Raw genomic sequence first — 16395 nt, 5'->3', positions numbered from 1 at the left:
CCACGTGCAACCGGGGCTAACGCCCAAACGGCTCACATGGTTATGCCTGATCATTCCTGCCGACCTGCTTAGTATACCTTCCTCAAACAGTCATGTGGGCTGAAGGAGGTGTCCGGTGATGCTAACCAAGTTCTGCGCCGGAGTGGATCGCTGAAGCACAACACCGCCGTGCGGGCATTGCCTGGCACGGATTCTGTCGACCATGGCTGGGGCAAGCATTGACGGGTCGAAGATGGCGGAATGAGTCCTTTCCGACGCTGGGGAAGGCTGGGTGTCGACGACGAAGTCTTTCAACCAAGCCTCGCGATCCACTTGGTCGTGCAGCCCTGCGGTGCGAAGTTCTTGCGTGTGTTCTTGCGGCCCGGGGAAGCGTGGCGCTCGGACGGTCGGTCGGGTTTCTGCAGTTCCTTGCCTTGGAAATCCGAGTGCCAGACTGCACTTTGCGTGTTGGGCTGATGCCTGAAACGAGGGATACCCCCGCGTGAAGCGGTCCCTCCAAGTTGCGCCGCGTTCCCAAATGGAGCGTTTTTACCTAGGATCCTGGCTGCTTTGACGATTTCTGTTCGGCAAATGATGGCCAGGACATGGATTTTTTTCCGAACCTTCACTTCGACGACCCGCTTTTCAACATGGCGGTGGTGCTGACTGCCGGTGTGCTGGGGGGCGAGTTATTTGCTCTGATCCGGCTGCCCAAGGTGACCGGATGGATTGCCACCGGCATTCTGCTTCGTCAACTTCGGTTTCCTGGGTTGGACACCGTTTTGGATCCCCAGGCATTGGACCGGTTTGGTCCCTACATGAACTTCGTGTTGGGCTTCATTGCCTTCACGGTCGGTGCCTCGCTGTACTTTGGAAGCCTGCGAAACACGGGCAAGCGGATCGGGTTGTTGCTGCTGGGCGAAGCCTTGATCACGCCAACGTTGGTTGGCTCGGTGATGTACTTTGGCGGGAGGTGGCTGGACCCGTCGATGTCGCTGCCACCGGCGGCTTTGTTCGCGGCCATTGCCATTGCGGGGGCGCCGGGAACGACGGTGTTGGTGATTCAAGAGGCCCGCGCTCGAGGCATTTTGACTCGCACCTTGTTGGCGGCGATTGGTCTCATCGACATGGTCGCGGTCGCCGCCTTTGTGTTCATCTCCACGTTTCTGGCGGATCAATCGGGGTGGGTTCATGCGTTGGAAAGTGTCGGCGTGCAGTTTGCAGTGACGCTTGCGATCGGTGCTGCTTGCGCGTTGTTGGCAATTGTTTTGGTTCAGACGGTGGTCAGTGCTGCGTTTTTGGGCCCGTTGATGGTCGCGGTTGTGTTGGGGGCCTGGGGAGCGGCGGCGAGCTTTGGCACCTCGGGTGGAATCTTGGCATGCACGTTCGCCGGGATCACGCTGACCAATTTCCGGCATGATTTGGTTCGGTCGGGAGAAGCCTACTTGAATGGGATTGGAGGAGCCCTGTTTGCGCTCTTCTACACGTTTGCAGGGATGAAGTTAGACTTCACTCAGATCCCGCCGGTCATTGGTTTGGTTGCCCTGTATTTCCTGTCGCGGTTGGTGGCCAAGACCATCAGTGCCTACACGGCGATGAGTTTGTCCGGAGCGACCGACAACGTTCGCAGGTACCTTGGAATGTCGCTGTTGCCCCACGGCGGCGTGGCGGTTGGTTTGATCATCTTGGTTGGCAGCGAGCAGTCAGGGTTCTCCGAAGAAATCAAGTCGATGGTGACGACGGTCGGCCTGTCGGCTCTGGCGATCAACCAGTTGCTAGGGCCAAGTGCAACGCGGTTTGCCCTGACCCAAACTGGCGAAGCTCGCCAGGACCGTCCTCGATTGCTGGACTTCTTGCAGGAGAATCGGATCATGGTGGATCTGGACGGCAACAAGGAAGAGATCTTTCAGAAACTCACCAACCTGCTGTATGCCACCACGCCAATGAGCACACCACAGGACAAGTTTCTGGAGACCGTTCGTTCTCGGGAAGCATCTCAGACGACGTGCTTGGGGATCGGTTTGATGATCCCTCACGCGATCATCGATGAACCCGGTGCCAATGATGTCAAAGGCGTGCTGGGAATCAGCAAGAAGGGTATCAAGCTCAATACACCGGACGGACGCTTGGTTCACGCGGTGTTGTTGTTGGCCACGCCTGAGTCGAGCCGCAAGCGTCACTTGGAGATCCTTTCTGCCTTTGCGACCGCGATCACGCGAGACATCAACATTCGCGAGCAGTTGTATCGGTCTCGCAGTGCGGCTCACGCCTACGAAGTGCTTCACGCCGATGATCTCAATGATGTGAATTACTTTCTCGAAGACGCTCAACAACGAGCGGGTTTGTTGGAACAAAGTGAGGAACCAGCGTCGTGAATCAACCCCCTCCAGATTCCCAGTGTGGTTGTCCAGACGTGGATCCCGCTCAAGCGGTTCGCGTCGCCGTGATCACGCTCAGTGACACGCGTGGCAAAACAGAAGATCGCAGTGGCGACCGGATTGTCAGCTTGCTCGAGGAAGCCGGTCACTCCGTCGCGAAACGGAAGATTTTGAAGGATGATTCCAAACCGCTCGCGAAGCTGTTGGGGGAGCTTGCTGAAGACGGTTCGCTGGATGCGATCATCACGACGGGTGGGACTGGCATCGCGCCGCGAGACATGGCGGTCGACGTGATTGAGTCCCTGTTGGATGTGACGTTGCCCGGTTTTGGGGAGCATTTTCGAGCCATCTCGATCGCCGAGATCGGCCCCAAGGCGATGCTCAGTCGCGCCACCGCGGGGCGGATGAAGTCCAAGGTGGTGTTCGCGTTGCCAGGGTCCACGGGGGCGGTCACGACGGGCATGAACCAGTGCGTGCTGCCGATTCTCAGGCATGCGGTGTCGCTCGCATCGCGCTGAATGGTGGGTTGTTAAATGCTTGGTGTTATGACGCGATAGCAGATGCAAGCTTTCTTCCGACTCCAGGTTTTTTTATCCCGGTAGGGATTTTGAATGGTAGCCGGGGGGTGCTGCGTCGCAGCGCAACCCCCGGAAACCAAAAAACTCATACCGACCCTGAAAGGGGCGCGGAATCTTCGACCCTTTCAGGGTTGGGGATTGCTGGGGTCTTGCATCCGGTGGTGTTCACTGCGTTCAAACCACCGGCTACCATCTGCGATCCCTTCGGGATAAAACTCGCGCGAGCCTACCCTCCTTCGAAGGTTGAACATGGAGTGGCCTGGGCCAACGCCCAAACGGCTCACATGGTTTTGCCCGGTCGCTCCTGCCCTGCTGCTTAGCGAGGCACTAAGAAACAGCTGAAGTGGTCACGCGAAAGTTGTGACAGCATGGATTGGGCTTGCTCGGCATACAGAGGGTCCAGCTGTGCGGCTAGCTGAGCGTTCTCGGCGGCTAGCGAGGTCTTTTGGTGTTCTTTGTAACTGGTCGCCAGAAGGAAATGATTCTCGGCGGTGGGGGCCAATTGCACCAATGTTTGATAGGCCTCTTCTTCTAAACGCCGGTTGCCCAATTGGCGCGCTGCGAAAGCGATGCCTTTGTAAGCACTGATCATCGCGTTGCGTTTGCCGGGGCTGTCCGGTTGTCGTTCCCAGTGCTTCAACGAACGCTCGTAACCTCGCATGCTCTCGGCAGGTTGTTCCAAGCGTTGTTGGCAGAGCCCGTAGAAATCGAGACTAATCGGATGAAAATTGCGACCGGACATCATCGGTCGAATCCAACCGAGGGCCTCGTGATTTCGATCGAGCTGAACCAAACTGGTGATTCTTCTCCCGATCAAGGCGATGGAGATGTTTCGAGGCATCGGCTGTTGGACTTCTGATTCCAGTTGGACTTTCTGTTCGTGGAGATTGCCTTCTAACGCGGCCAGGTCCGAATCCGCGGTCGTTGCACCGGGATCGAGTCGGCGAAGCTGCGAGCACTGTTCCCAAGCCAAGGCAACGCGATGGCTGCTGAGTGATTCTTGCAGCTTCTTCTCGAGTGATTCCGCTGCTGAATGCGTGTAGGTGGCGGGAATGGCAATGGTTGCCGTTCCGAACAAGAGCCATGCCCAAGTCGGCAAGAAATGCTGGCCACCCTGCCCTGCCCCGACGACGTTTGATGGGGGGTGGTCAGGTGATTGGAGCGACGCGATGCCAACGCAAAGGTTGGCGACGGCGAACGCGGTGAGGCAAGACTGCAGTGCGCGAGCGATTGTGATTGCGAGCAGGTTTTCAGGAATTGAGATTCCATGACTCATGGCGGCCAGGCAAAGGCATCCCGCCAGCAAACACGCGCCCAGCACGATGGCGGATGAACGCGATTTCTTGGCAACCCGAATTGCTCCGGCAAATCCCATGGGCAATGCGGCGAACATGGAAACGGCGTAGACGTCGTCTCGCCCAAACCACTCGATGTGCCCGTTGGGGTCCAGCAACAGATGGCGAACGGCCACCAAGACGGCAATCACCGTGGGCGGCCAAAGCAACCAACTTGCCGGGACGTTCTGCTTCGGTGTCTCACGGGATGACGTCATGCTGCACCCGCTGAGGGGGAGGGGACGCGGCGTTTGGGCGACTTCCACAGCAGGCCGTCAAAGCAGTAGTGCCAAAAGGCGACGACCAAGTTGATTGTCACCCAGACTTCAAAGAAGCCGCGTGAAAGCAGGTAGTTCCCGAGGCCGATGACCAGCACAAACATGACCAGAAACAGCATCCAAATCTTGGAGAGGCGTGCCAGTGGATGGTTGGCGTTTTTTGCCCCCGACTTCTTCATTGACCAAGTCACAATGGACATGTATTCCATCGAATGGAAAATCGCGGACGCCAGTGCGAGCTGGATGACGAGTCGGCTGTTCTGGTAGTGAGCGGCCAACAGCAACGCTGCGAAGAGAGACATCACGCTCAACAGGTACAGCATGCTGGCCAACGTTTGGTTGCCGAGTTTTGCAAATCGGTGCATCGCGGAAATGGCAAACGCAGCAGGAATCAGCAGCATCCCCCAGTCCAGGAACTCCACTCCAGAGAACGAAGGGAACGGTCCTTCGGGCCAGCCAAATCCTGCCACTCGAGCGATGGTGTACAGCAAAAAGCCACGAAAGAAGAGTTTCTGAAGCAGTGCCCCTTTGCTTTGCATGAATTGCGAAAGCGGATTTGAATGGTCGGAGCCTGCGCCGCTGCTTGCGGTTCGGTCAAACGGATCGGATGCCTTGGTTTTGGATGGGGCCGACGATTGGCGTTGGTAAATTCGAAAGATGCCGTGATGCTGGGACGAGAAATGCCAGGCGTTCCAGATGTAGTCGATCATACCGAGGCACAGCAGCGACCCGGTGCCGACCTGCAACCCGACGCAGACCGTCAAAATCGCGAGTGCCAAAGCGGCAAAGAGCCACCGTCGATCCTGGGACTTGTGGTGGTCGACGGACACCAGAACGATGGTGATCCAGCGGTGTGGGGCGGTGATGAAGTAGATTTGCCAGAACAGCAGGCCCTCATGGGTTGTCGTTCCACCGAAGACATCGACGAAGACCAACAGCGGCCAAAACAAGTTCGCAATGAAGATCAGGTCGATGAGCGGCGAGAAGAGGAATCCACTTTGGGGATTCGCTGAGGCGACGGTCGGCGACGTTTCTCTCGAACGAGAGGTTGATGGATTGACCGCCGGGCGAGTGCTGGGTGACGGGGAGATGACGCTCATGGGGATGCCTCCCGCGTGGTCTCGGCAGCGTGGGAAGCGGTGTCATCCACGATTCGAATCCAGTGATCGCGAAAAGCGATTCCTTGGGTCCAGGGTGTGAGTGGCATGTGACATTCGATGCAGTCTCCCGCTGGTGCTTCAGGGCAAATCGTGGAAGCCTGCGGTTGATGGCAGCTTTGGCATTGCTGGATGTATTGTTGGCGATCGTGCGAGGTGGTGTCGTGCGGGTCGTGGCAAGTCGAGCAGGTGAGCTGACCCGAAGATTGCAGGTAGCATTCGCTTTTCTTCAGTCCATACGGCTGGAAACGAGCACGTTCAGCCGCCGTGGAATCAGCCGAAACGGAGCGTTCGTCGCGATGGCATGCACTGCACGTTTCCATGTGAGCACTGGCATCATGTTGGTCAATCATTGGTTTGCTCTGCTCGGGCAAGCCGCGGCCTGCGAGAATCACATGTTGCTTCCGTGGCCCGTGGCAGCGTTCGCAACCAACGTTGGCGATCATCGTGTCGGGGGTCAGCGGCAAGGGTGGAGGCGGGACGACGGTGGAGTGGCATCCGATGCAAGAACGCACGTCCATGGCATCCATGGGACGCCCAAAGCACTCGGCCGTGCCTTCACGGAAGGTCGTGTATTGATCGTGGTCGGGAGTCACATTCAGTTGGTCGTCGCCATGGAATGACGACCAACGCATCTCGATGCCGCGAGAGCCATCTTTCTGGATGGCGAGGGGAGTTTGTGCGTGGGTGCCGGATCCCAACAGCCAATTGACTGTGACCGAAAGGTTCTTTGATTGCGTGTTCGGTGGTGAAGACGCGTTCGCGGACGCCCTGCCCTGCCCTGTTGAGGTGCTGACCAAAAACTGATCCGCTTGCTTGGTGAAGCGGAACGTTTGATTGCGGAGCGAATCTTCGTATTCGCCTTGTGACAGAAGTTGCTGAGCCAACTCCGACTCGACCATCGGTGTGGCGGTTCGCGAATGACCGGATCGAAGGTGGGCTTCGTACTCGACCGGATGGCAGGCCTGGCAGGCTTGGTCACCAGCGAACTGCGAGGAGACAAATTGGCTCCACTGGTTCACGGCATTTGCGACCGATCCGCCGGAGTCTTTGGGGGCCAGCGTTCGACGACTGGCCGAGGATGGCGTGGGTGCGATCGACATCAGGTCCCGTGCGACACTGGCCGCACAGACTCCGATGACCAAAAGCATCAAGAGCCCCAGAAACTGGAGGCTCTTGGCAGAGAGAATCTTGGAGAACAAGGGATGTCCTTCAGATGGGATCAACCCAAAGGAGCTTCTTTGATTTTCCAGTCTTCGCCGACGCGTTGCAGCACCCAGTTTTGAGTGGTGTTTCCGGAATCCGATGCCTTTTTCGAGCGATCGCCGCCGGAGGTAGCAAAGACGCCGCCAAAGATTTTGACGGGGACGGTCATTTGGTCGCCGTTCACTTCGCCGTCGCCTGCGATTTCGTAGCCTCGCTGAGCGTAGTCTTCGTGGTTCTCAGGAACTGCTCCATCGACGAAGACGGTGGCAAACATCTTGGGGTCGCCAGCGGCATCTCCGAGACCTTCCACGCAAGCGTAGGCGTCTTGTTCGAGAGTGATGGCTGGAGGGGCTGACGATCCACAACCGATGACGGTGAGCAACGCGAAAACGGGGATCAGTAGAATGGAGGTTTGAAAGTTCATCTGGTTTATAAAGGAGGTGAAAGAGTGCATGAGAGATTTTGAGCTCAGCCCGTCCCTCGCTTCACTCGCCCCTCCCAGCGGGAGAGGCGAGGTTGCACAGCTTTCTTGAAAGCTGTGCGAGATTCCTTCGAGGGAGTGCGACTAAGCAGGTCGGCAGGGGGCGTTCGGCATTTGAAATATCGTGGCAAGCGTGGTTGTTTCCACGTACAACCGGGGCTAACGCCCAAACGGCTCACATGGTTATGCCCGATCATTCTTGCCGACCCGCTTACGCCAGGAGGGCTGGTTTGATGGCGTCCGATCGATCAGGGCATTTCGAAGACTTCGCTGTTCTTCGCAGTTGCCAATGGATGCCAAACGTTTTCTTTGTCGACTGAGTCAGTGATGAATCGAACGGAGCTGTCTGCCATCAGGATATTGACGCCACCGGTGTGGTGACTGCGAGCAGCGGCCCAGATTTCGGCGGTGTCGCGTTGTTCCAAGCAAGCCAAGTATGGATTCAGTTTGTCTTCCGGGATGGTTTCATCGCAGGCAGCCAACACGTCTTTTTCGCGACTGTTGGGGCCGGTGAAAGCGGAGAAGATTGTGGCTCCCATGGCAGGCGACATCCAAGTACCACGGATGTCCGTTTTCGAGTCATGGTTGAGGATTTCGCTCATCGCCATCGTGTTGCTCATGCCGTCCAGGAAGTCTTCGCTGCCCATTCCATTGCGGTTCTGAAAGCGGTCACCTGCGATGCCGTCTTTGACGATCACATCTTGGTGAACGTAGTAGGTGCCGAACGCTCCGGAGGTCTGGTCGCTTTCCCAGGACAGCATGTCCCCTGAACCCCAGTTGGCGGCGTAGTTGGAACCCTTTGCCAAGGCTTCCAGGCCGTAGCTGCCGTCGGAAAATTGATTGGTCACGCCGGGTGCTGATGGGCAGGCAACGAATGAACCGAGTTGTTCGCGACCGATGTGTTCGAATTCCGCGAAGTACTCGCAGTGATCGCAGGGGTTCATGGTGTGACCCGTGACGGAATCTTCGCAGCGGGTGATCAGTTCCCAGACACCGGGTTGTTCCATGTAGGGGAACAACATTGGCAACCAGTGCCATCCCAGTTCGTTCTGACCGTGCTGCCAGCCGCCGGTTTTGAAGCGGTTGCCGCTTTCGTCGTAATTGACATTGCCGGGTGGAAACGATCCGAAGGCGGCCATGTGGTTGTGAAGTGCGATGCCGAACTGCTTGAAGTTGTTCTGGCACTGCATGCGGCGGGCGGCTTCGCGAGCGGCTTGAACAGCCGGCAGAAGCAGTCCAACCAAGACGCCGATGATCGCGATCACGACCAAGAGTTCGACCAAGGTGAAACCGGATCGCGTGGAAGTCCGCTGATCACAGGTGCGGGGATGTTGGAATTTCATGACTTTTGAGAGCTCTCAGGAGAAGAGAAATGAGTTGCTGAAATGAATCGGGATGGAGGCTCCGGGGATCAGGTTCTTTCACTCCCCGCAATCGAGCGCGGGGATTAAAGCAGATGAAGATGGCTCGGTTGTTAACGTTGGATGAAGGAAGTGTGAGAGAAGTGCTAGCTTTGAGCGGGCGGCTGTTAACGGTTGGTTAGTTGTCGTTAGAAGTGTTCTTGAGGGGCTTCTGGGAGCCGTGTCGGTCAGTGGTTTTTGAGGTTTGTCAGGGGGGAGGGCGATTTCTGGGTCGGGAAGTGACGAGAGGCAGCTGCCGGAATGAGCAACGCCACGGAAGATCCGGAGATCCGCCGTGGCGTGGAGTGGTTTCGTTGAGGTGAGGTTCGAAGCAGGTGGGGTGCCTCGACGGGATCAGGTGGCGAATGCCCCGGGGGCCGGGACATTGCTGAAGGCAGCTCCCATGGGCGCCACCATGGCGGCGAGTCGGGATTCCGGAGCGTGGGATTTGCAGCCGAAGATGCCACGTTTCTGAATCACGGTCGCGACCTCTTGGGGAACGTGTTTTTTCCACTCGTCATCGCCGGATTCGATCATCTTCAACACTTCACGGGAGAATGTTGAAAGGTGTTCGGGGTTGTAAGCGTGCAATTGCTCGATGCAGCCTTTGTCCACCAGGTAGTCGTAAAGCTTCCGTAGTTCCGGCGCGATCTCAAGGTTCTCGACGGTGGTCAGTTCGCTGGTTTCGCGGTCCATCAACGGGTAGACGTAGAGCTTCAGGTCGTTTTTGAACATCCTGCCGAATGATTCCAGGATGCCGCCATCGAGTTCCGTGTAGTACTTTTCTTCGAAGAGTTCGTGCAGGCTGCCGGCGCCCATCGTGATCGCGATTTTCTTCTTGGTGTATTGCGACAGGTAGGCGGCCAATCGGTAGTACTCGAAGTAGTCCGAGATCAGCACGGTCATGCCACAGGCCGCCAGCGTGTCGACTCGGGCAAGGAAGTCTTGCAGGTCGATTTCGCCGTTGGCGCGGAGGTTCCGCATCGTGATCTCCGCCAGTGTCACGACTTGATTGGGATCCACGTCTGCTTCTTTGCGAAAGCTCTTTTGGGCCGCTTGGATCATGTCCAAGTTCACGTGGGTGACTGGCCGGAAGCTGCCGCGTTCCACCAAAATGGGTTTTTTGTAGAGCACTTCGGCGGGCTGGAGGACTTCGCCATCGGCGGAGAACATCGCTGCCTTGCTGAGTCCCAGTTGCACCAGGCGGAGGCTCATCACACGGTTGTCGACATGTCGAAATGCGATGCCCGAAAATTCGATCATGTCGATTTCGATGCGCTGGGTGCTGAGGTTGTCCAGCAACGATTCGATCAACTGGTCGGGTTCATGATTGAGAAAGAAGGCACCGTAGAGCAGGTTGACTCCGACGATTCCGAGTGCTTCTTGCTGGGCCGCGTTGTTGTTGTCCAGCATTCGGACGTGAAGAATGATTTGGCTGTCTTCATCCCGCGGGTGAGCTTGGAATCGGATGCCCATCCATCCGTGACACTCGTTGGTGCCGTGGTAGTTGCGGGCGGAAACGGTGTCAGCAAACGCGAAGAAGGCGGTCGAGTCGCCGCGTTGTTCCTTCAATCGTTCGATGTTCAGCGTGTGTTCTCGGGTCAGCATGTCATCCAGACGCTGGCGGCAGACATAGCGTTGGCACTCGCCGTAAATCGCGTCGCTGACGGCCATGTCATAGGCCGACATGCTCTTGGCGATTGTGCCTGCGGCGGCACCGACGCGAAAGAACCAACGCACGACCTCTTGCCCTGCTCCGATCTCGGCAAACGAACCATACCGCCGCGGATCCAGGTTGATTTGAAGTGCTTTGCGTTCGGTCGAAGGACGTTCGTTGTTCATGTTGTTTGCCCGATTGGAAAAATGGCCCTAAATCACAACAACATCTAGGTGACGATTCGGGGACCTCCAAGCTCTTTTTTGTGGTCGGGCAAACGCGGGCACGGGTGACGCGTTTGGGGCCGTCGCAATCGCTACAAACCGAGAGAGCCGTTCTGACGCCGCTTGCGGGTGGCCGCAGAGAGGTGCTGCGGTGTCTGTCTGAGACTCGTTACAATGTGGGATTGACCAATGATGCGGGATTGGCTCATCCAGTGCAGTTCGAAATTCCTACAGGTGATCGCGATGAACACGAAGATGATGTCACGACGTTGGTTCGCGAGTCGATCTGCGATGGCGATCGGCGGTGCTGCAATGTGGACGACGCCCGGGTTGTTTGCTGAAGAGTTGCTTCAGCCAACGCCCCCACTGACCGAAGGTCCGTTTTACCCCGATCGATTGCCATTGGATCAGGACAACGATTTGATCGTGATGGGTGATCACACGACCCCGGCGGTTGGTGAGGTGACTCATCTGACTGGCCGGGTGCTGACTGCGGCGGGGACGCCGGTTCGCAATGCAACGATTGAAATTTGGCAATGCGATGCCAACGCGGTTTATCTGCACACGCGTGACAGCAACGGCAAGAAAGACCAGCAGGACAAGAACTTTCAAGGGTTTGGGCGTTTCGAAACGGCCAGCGATGGCGGGTATCGTTTTCGCACGATCAAGCCAGTGCCCTACCCCGGACGCCCTGCCCCCCACATTCACATCAAGGTCAAGCAGGGCGACAAGGATTTGCTGACGACCCAGTTGTTGATTCGGGGGCATGAAGGCAATCAACGAGATGGTGTTTTCCGCCGAGTGACGGATCCAGCCAGACGCGAGTTGTTGGTGGCTGATTTCAAGCCAATGAACGAGTCCAAGATCGGTGAATTGGCTTGCCAGTTCGATGTGATCCTGGGACAGACCCCCGCCGACGGTTGAACGCCAGCGATCGAACTGAGTGAGTCACTCAAGCGAGTTGCTAGAAACTGAGAGTTGCTAAAAAAGGGGTGGTTGGGTAACAAGGTCCGAATTGCCACGGTCGGCAATGAACAAGGGCATTCGTCGATTGCACCCTTTGCCACCGTTTCACCACCCGTCGAAAAGGCGTCGTCGTTGAATTTCCCGTTGTTGTTTCGTTTTTTGGGAACGATCTGCCTGTTGATTGGCGGGTCGATGGCGTTCAGTCTGCCATTTGCATTTCCGAGCGTTGCGAACCGAACGCATTTGCCTCCGGCGACGGAGTTTGAATCGGCGGCGGCGAGTGGTTTGCTGGCGAGCATGGCGATCTGTTTCTTTGTGGGGGCGTTCTTCCGATTTCTGGGCCGTGGCTATCGCGGTGGGGGAGAGCTCTACCAGAAAGAGGCGATGGCGATCGTGGGTCTGTCGTGGGTCAGTGCCACTGTGCTGGGGGCTCTGCCCTATTTTCTGAGTGGCACGATGATCGCGGAGGATTCGCCGATCACGTTCATCGAAGCGATGTTTGAATCTCAGTCCGGTTTCAGCACGACCGGTGCGACGGTTCTGACGGATTTAGAAACGCCTGAACTGGTCCCGCATTGCATCTTGTTCTGGCGATCATGGACGCACTTTTTGGGCGGATTGGGGATCGTGGTTTTGTTTGTCGCAATCCTAGGGCAAGGGTCGGCGGGCAAAGCGATGATGCGAGCCGAGATGCCGGGGCCAACCAAGGAAGGCAGCATGCCACGGATGCAGCACACCGCATTGGTGTTTGCGGCGATCTATGTGGGGCTGAACATCTTGCTGACTCTCATTTACATGTTCGAGGGCATGAGTTCGTTTGATGCTCTGTGTCACGCTTTCGGAACCATGGCAACCGGCGGTTTCAGCACCTACAACCGCTCGTTGGGCGGATTTGACAGTCCGTTGATTGAATACACGACGGTGTTGTTCATGATTTTGGCAGGGACCAATTTCACGTTGCTGTATTTGATGCTGTTGGATATCCCGCGGCGGCCGCTGACGGCCGCGCGACGACTCTTTCAGGACGTGGAATTTCGAACGTTTGCGATGGTCATTGGCGTGGTCACTGTAGGGGTGGTCGTGTTTGGATTGCGTGCGGAGGACGAGGGATTTGGAACGCTGGCCAAAGGGGTTCAAAACGGATTGTTCCAAGTCGTTTCCGTCATCACGACGACCGGGTACGGGACAGCAGACTTTGACGAGTGGAATAACTTTGGTCGGGGGATTTTGCTGCTGTTGATGTTCGTCGGGGGATGTGCCGGGAGCACGGGCGGTGGGATGAAGGTGATCCGGCATGTTTTGTTCTACAAAATTCTCCGATTGGAAATTGAGCGCGCCCACCGCCCTCGTGTGGTCCGGCCTTTGAGAGTGAGTGGTGTCGCGGTCGATGACCCTCAGTTGGCACACAATATTTTGTTGTACTTCTGCATGGTGTTGGCGATTTTCGTGATGTCCTGGTTGGCTTTGGTCACTTTTGAGCCCAATTCCACGTGGGGAGTTGTGATGACCAACACGCCTCTCGAAGACGTGGTGGATGAATCCATCCGTGCGAGAGAATCCGGTGAAGAAGTGGTGATCGTCGACCAATCCCAGGCTGGCAAAGAGTTGTTGCGTGGGACGCTGGACGAGAAGTTGCTCGATTCCGCGAGTGCGGTCGCGGCGACTTTGAACAACATCGGTCCGGGATTGGGCGTTGTGGGAGCCACCCGGAACTACGCCGGGTTCAGCCAGGGCGCCAAGTTGTTGTTCGTGTGGCTGATGATGCTGGGGCGAGTCGAGATCTTCAGTGTGCTGCTGCTATTTGTTCCGTCGTTTTGGCGAAGGGTATGAGATGATGACTGCAACCCAATCACACGCAACGCTTCGTGCCTCCAATCTTGCTCCGCTGACAAACGTGAGTGCGTTGTTCGCGGTGGTTGTGATGGCGATTGCATTTGTTTCGTGCACGCCTGCCTTGGCGCAGTCAGCGATGGGTGACGCCTCATCAGGAAAGCGTCGTGGGGTGCTGATTGAGTTCAAAGAGGACATCAATCCACTCAGTGGTGCATTGCTCAAACGCAAGTTCAAAGCCGCGGTCGAATCTGGCGCCGATGTGATCATCCTGGACATTCAATCGCCCGGTGGTTTCACCTCGGTGACGTTTGAGTTGATGGACATGGTCTTGGAAGCCAAGGACGTCGAGACGGTGGCTTACATCGAAAAGGATGCGATCAGTGGTGCCGCGTTGCTGGCTTTGTCGACGGACACGATTTTGATGCGTCCCGACGCTCGGATGGGAGATGCTGGCGAGATCGTGATGGGCGAAGACGGTGCGTTTCGTTACACGCCGGCCAAGAGTCGCAGTGTGCTGGCCCAGAAAGTTCGCGACACTGCCGAGGCCACGGGGCGACCACTCGCGTTGGCGGAAAAGATGACGGACAAAGACATGGTCGTCTATCAAGCGACCAACAAGAACACAGGAGAGCAACTCTATTTGTCCGACAAGGATTTGGCATCCAAAGACGACGCCGATCAATGGGAGCTCAGCCCACCGATTCGGGAAGCGGGCACGGAAATGTTCTTCACCGTCAACGGTCGTCGTGGGGTGGAGCTTGGGATGGTGGATCAGACCGTCGAGGGTCGAGACGAATTGGCAAAGGTCTTGAACTTGCAAGAACCCATTGTCGAGATGGAACGCAGTTGGACGGACACGTTGGTGTTCCTGTTGAACACTCAGTTTGTCACGTTTCTGTTGTTGTTGATCGGGTTGGTCGCACTTGCAATTGAGTTGTCGGCACCCGGGATCGGCATCGGCGGTTTGACCAGCGTGCTGTGTTTTGGGTTGTTTTTCTGGGCGCGTTTTTTGGGTGGGACGTCGGGTTGGTTGGAAGTGGTTTTGTTTCTTGCGGGGATCCTGTTCATCGCCGCAGAAATCTTTGTCATTCCCGGATTTGGTGTCGCAGGGATCAGTGGGTTGGCGTTGTCACTGGGGGCATTGGTGATGGCTTCGCGTCGATTCACGTTGCCCGAGAACGAGATTCAGTGGACTTCGTTGGCTGCGGACATGATGACGGTGATGGGGGCATTCTTAGGTTTCCTGGTTTGCTTGGCCGTGATGGCGAAGTATCTCGGCGAGATCCCGGGGCTGAGTCGATTGACGCTTCGTCCACAGGTCATGGTGGCTGCCGATGGCGGCGCCAGCGCCACCTTGGTCAGTGGCCCGGCTTGGCAGCGCGTGGAGGTCGGTGACACGGGAGCGGCAATGTCGCCTCTGCGTCCGAGTGGCAAGGTTCAGTTTGGCGATGACGCGGTGGACGTTGTGACCGAGGGGGACTACATCGACCCCGGAACGGAAGTTCGTGTGGTCGGGAAGCAGGGGGCTCGTGTCACCGTTCGGAAAGTTTGAGCTCGCCGGAAGTGTCGTTGTCGGGAGGGGACGGCATCCATTTCTCGTAGGTGCTCGCGACCCAGCTGGATAGTAGGAACCAGGGGATCAATGCGGCCAACCAAGTCGATGTGATTTGGTTGGGATTCATGCGGGACGCCAGGAACAGCAAACCCACGGCGACCACGGCTTCAATCAAAGGTTTGACCACGCCCTTGATCAGAAGGATGGTTTCGTTGCGAACGTTGGGCGGCAGGATCGCATAAGCAGAAGTCATGCTGGGTTCGTAAAGTGATCGCTTGAGCACGGTCAGGCCTTGGCCAAGCGTGAACAGCAGGATCAACACCGCAGGGGATTGGTTGATCAACGCGATCAGCCCGAGAATGCTGAGCAGCAAGGGGTAGGCGCCGAGCGGCATTCCGATGCCGTAGCGATCGAGCACTTTGGTCGCGACGGTGAACTGGACCAGGACGATCAGAATGTCATTGATGGCATAGAAGCCAGCAAAGTAGGTCAGCAGTTTGTGTTCCACGAGCAGGTGTTCCCCTGCAATCACCTTCCATTGGTAGTCGACCATCGTGACGGCAAAAACGTTGAAGGCGATCAGGCTGATCAACCCATAGCGGTAACGATAGATTGTTTGGCTGGCGGGAGGCCGCTTCATCGAACCAGTGTTCTTGGAAATCCGACGCTGGGAGGGTTCGATTCCCGAGTTGGGAACGGGCGTCGGTCTCTCTGACATCGCGGGGACATTGGGGATCCATCGCAGCAACACGATCGTGGCTGCGTCCAAGCCGATGATGATCTTCAGCCAGGTGGTGTCTTCTAGCACGGAGGCGCCGAATCCCATGGCCGCTCCCATCGCAATTCCGGCGATCGGAGCGCCGGCGGCAACCAGGACAAAGGGGCGTTTGGAGGTCGACGATGCAAACGCATTGTTGACCAACGTCGTCGCATAGATCGTGTTGACGCAGCCTCGCACCTCCGCGATCACGTAGAGAACACCCAGCAAGACAAGCGAATGATGCTCGACCGAGATCATCGCGGTCAGCCAAGCGGTGACCGATGCCAAACCGATCCAGCTGCCGATGACGCTGAAGCGTGCAGGGAATCTTTGGTTGATCAGGTGGGTGACCGCAGACACGGCGATCACGGTGACCGCCGACGCGACAAGAGCGACTGGCAGTGCCTCGGAGCCCATCCGTGCGATGAACAGGCTGACTCCCAATGCCCTGGCAACCGAATAGGTTGCGGAGGTCAAAAAGGTAAACCCACACAGGGTGATCAGGGTTTGGCGAGGCTGAGTCAAAACGGCACGGAGCCTCGTTGGACTGGAAGGGAGGGATCCATTTTAATCACCCGTCCAGTCCTCGTTGAGCCGGCATTCCGTCAG

The 16395-nt window shown here is 57.0% G+C and carries 12 protein-coding genes; 5 read left to right on the top strand and 7 right to left on the bottom strand.

The features are described 5' to 3' along the window. Nucleotides 1–584: 584 nt before the first annotated feature. Together RISK_RS16175 and RISK_RS16170 are read left to right on the top strand one after the other, a co-directional pair. Nucleotides 585–2354 carry a cation:proton antiporter domain-containing protein gene (locus tag RISK_RS16175; RefSeq protein ID WP_047815357.1) on the top strand — a complete coding sequence of 590 codons (1770 nt, stop codon included), beginning with the start codon at nt 585–587 and terminating at the stop codon, nt 2352–2354. After that, nucleotides 2351–2875, top strand: a complete 525-nt coding sequence (locus RISK_RS16170; RefSeq protein ID WP_173442689.1) for a MogA/MoaB family molybdenum cofactor biosynthesis protein — start codon at nt 2351–2353, stop codon at nt 2873–2875. Before RISK_RS16175 ends, RISK_RS16170 begins: the two co-directional genes overlap by 4 nt. A gap of 376 nt (nt 2876–3251) precedes the next feature. Here RISK_RS16170 and RISK_RS16165 read toward each other — a convergent pair whose 3' ends face one another. The 6 genes from RISK_RS16165 to RISK_RS16140 all read right to left on the bottom strand — a co-directional run bounded on the left by RISK_RS16165 (nt 3252) and on the right by RISK_RS16140 (nt 10633). Then, nucleotides 3252–4487: a membrane protein gene (locus tag RISK_RS16165; RefSeq protein ID WP_047815355.1), complete on the bottom strand. Its 1236-nt coding sequence runs from the start codon at nt 4485–4487 to the stop codon at nt 3252–3254. Continuing rightward, nucleotides 4484–5647, bottom strand: a complete 1164-nt coding sequence (locus RISK_RS16160) for a hypothetical protein (RefSeq protein WP_047815354.1) — start codon at nt 5645–5647, stop codon at nt 4484–4486. Before RISK_RS16160 ends, RISK_RS16165 begins: the two co-directional genes overlap by 4 nt. Continuing rightward, complete coding sequence (locus tag RISK_RS16155; RefSeq protein WP_236696369.1) at nt 5644–6906, bottom strand: multiheme c-type cytochrome; 1263 nt, start codon at nt 6904–6906, stop codon at nt 5644–5646. Before RISK_RS16155 ends, RISK_RS16160 begins: the two co-directional genes overlap by 4 nt. A gap of 20 nt (nt 6907–6926) precedes the next feature. Then, a complete protein-coding gene (locus tag RISK_RS16150; protein ID WP_047815353.1) occupies nt 6927–7334 on the bottom strand; it encodes a hypothetical protein in 408 nt (135 codons plus the stop codon). Nucleotides 7335–7639: 305 nt separating this feature from the next. Then, nucleotides 7640–8734, bottom strand: coding sequence for a DUF1559 family PulG-like putative transporter (locus RISK_RS16145; RefSeq protein WP_047815352.1), 1095 nt, complete (start codon nt 8732–8734; stop codon nt 7640–7642). Nucleotides 8735–9145: 411 nt separating this feature from the next. After that, nucleotides 9146–10633 carry a hypothetical protein gene (locus tag RISK_RS16140; RefSeq protein WP_047815351.1) on the bottom strand — a complete coding sequence of 496 codons (1488 nt, stop codon included), beginning with the start codon at nt 10631–10633 and terminating at the stop codon, nt 9146–9148. A 273-nt stretch (nt 10634–10906) separates the two neighbouring features. Here RISK_RS16140 and RISK_RS16135 point away from each other — a divergent pair, with 273 nt between their 5' ends. The 3 genes from RISK_RS16135 (at nt 10907) to RISK_RS16125 (ending at nt 15023) form a co-directional block, all read left to right on the top strand. Beyond that, nucleotides 10907–11596, top strand: a complete 690-nt coding sequence (locus tag RISK_RS16135) for a dioxygenase family protein (protein ID WP_449314168.1) — start codon at nt 10907–10909, stop codon at nt 11594–11596. A gap of 72 nt (nt 11597–11668) precedes the next feature. Next, a complete protein-coding gene (locus tag RISK_RS16130; protein ID WP_173442688.1) occupies nt 11669–13468 on the top strand; it encodes a TrkH family potassium uptake protein in 1800 nt (599 codons plus the stop codon). Between the two features lie 4 nt (nt 13469–13472). Next, entirely contained in the window at nt 13473–15023 is a 1551-nt protein-coding gene (locus tag RISK_RS16125; protein WP_047815374.1) for an NfeD family protein, read from the top strand. On the opposite strand, the gene RISK_RS16120 is transcribed toward RISK_RS16125, so the two are convergent. Then, nucleotides 15004–16311, bottom strand: coding sequence for a hypothetical protein (locus RISK_RS16120; RefSeq protein WP_047815350.1), 1308 nt, complete (start codon nt 16309–16311; stop codon nt 15004–15006). The two genes, RISK_RS16125 and RISK_RS16120, sit on opposite strands and share 20 nt — an antisense overlap. Between the last annotated feature and the right edge of the window lie 84 nt (nt 16312–16395).

Source organism: Rhodopirellula islandica (genome assembly GCF_001027925.1).
Classification (GTDB): domain Bacteria; phylum Planctomycetota; class Planctomycetia; order Pirellulales; family Pirellulaceae; genus Rhodopirellula; species Rhodopirellula islandica.
Note: the sequence above shows the minus strand (reverse complement) of the source record. Positions and strands in the feature narration are given on the sequence as shown.

Bases quoted from the DNA above. Each gene is read 5' to 3' on its own strand.
- RISK_RS16175 (WP_047815357.1), top strand. From the start codon at position 585: ATGGATTTTTTTCCGAACCTTCACTTCGACGACCCGCTTTTCAACATG.
- RISK_RS16165 (WP_047815355.1), bottom strand. From the start codon at position 4,487: ATGACGTCATCCCGTGAGACACCGAAGCAGAACGTCCCGGCAAGTTGG.
- RISK_RS16160 (WP_047815354.1), bottom strand. From the start codon at position 5,647: ATGAGCGTCATCTCCCCGTCACCCAGCACTCGCCCGGCGGTCAATCCA.
- RISK_RS16150 (WP_047815353.1), bottom strand. From the start codon at position 7,334: ATGAACTTTCAAACCTCCATTCTACTGATCCCCGTTTTCGCGTTGCTC.
- RISK_RS16145 (WP_047815352.1), bottom strand. From the start codon at position 8,734: ATGAAATTCCAACATCCCCGCACCTGTGATCAGCGGACTTCCACGCGA.
- RISK_RS16140 (WP_047815351.1), bottom strand. From the start codon at position 10,633: ATGAACAACGAACGTCCTTCGACCGAACGCAAAGCACTTCAAATCAAC.
- RISK_RS16125 (WP_047815374.1), top strand. From the start codon at position 13,473: ATGACTGCAACCCAATCACACGCAACGCTTCGTGCCTCCAATCTTGCT.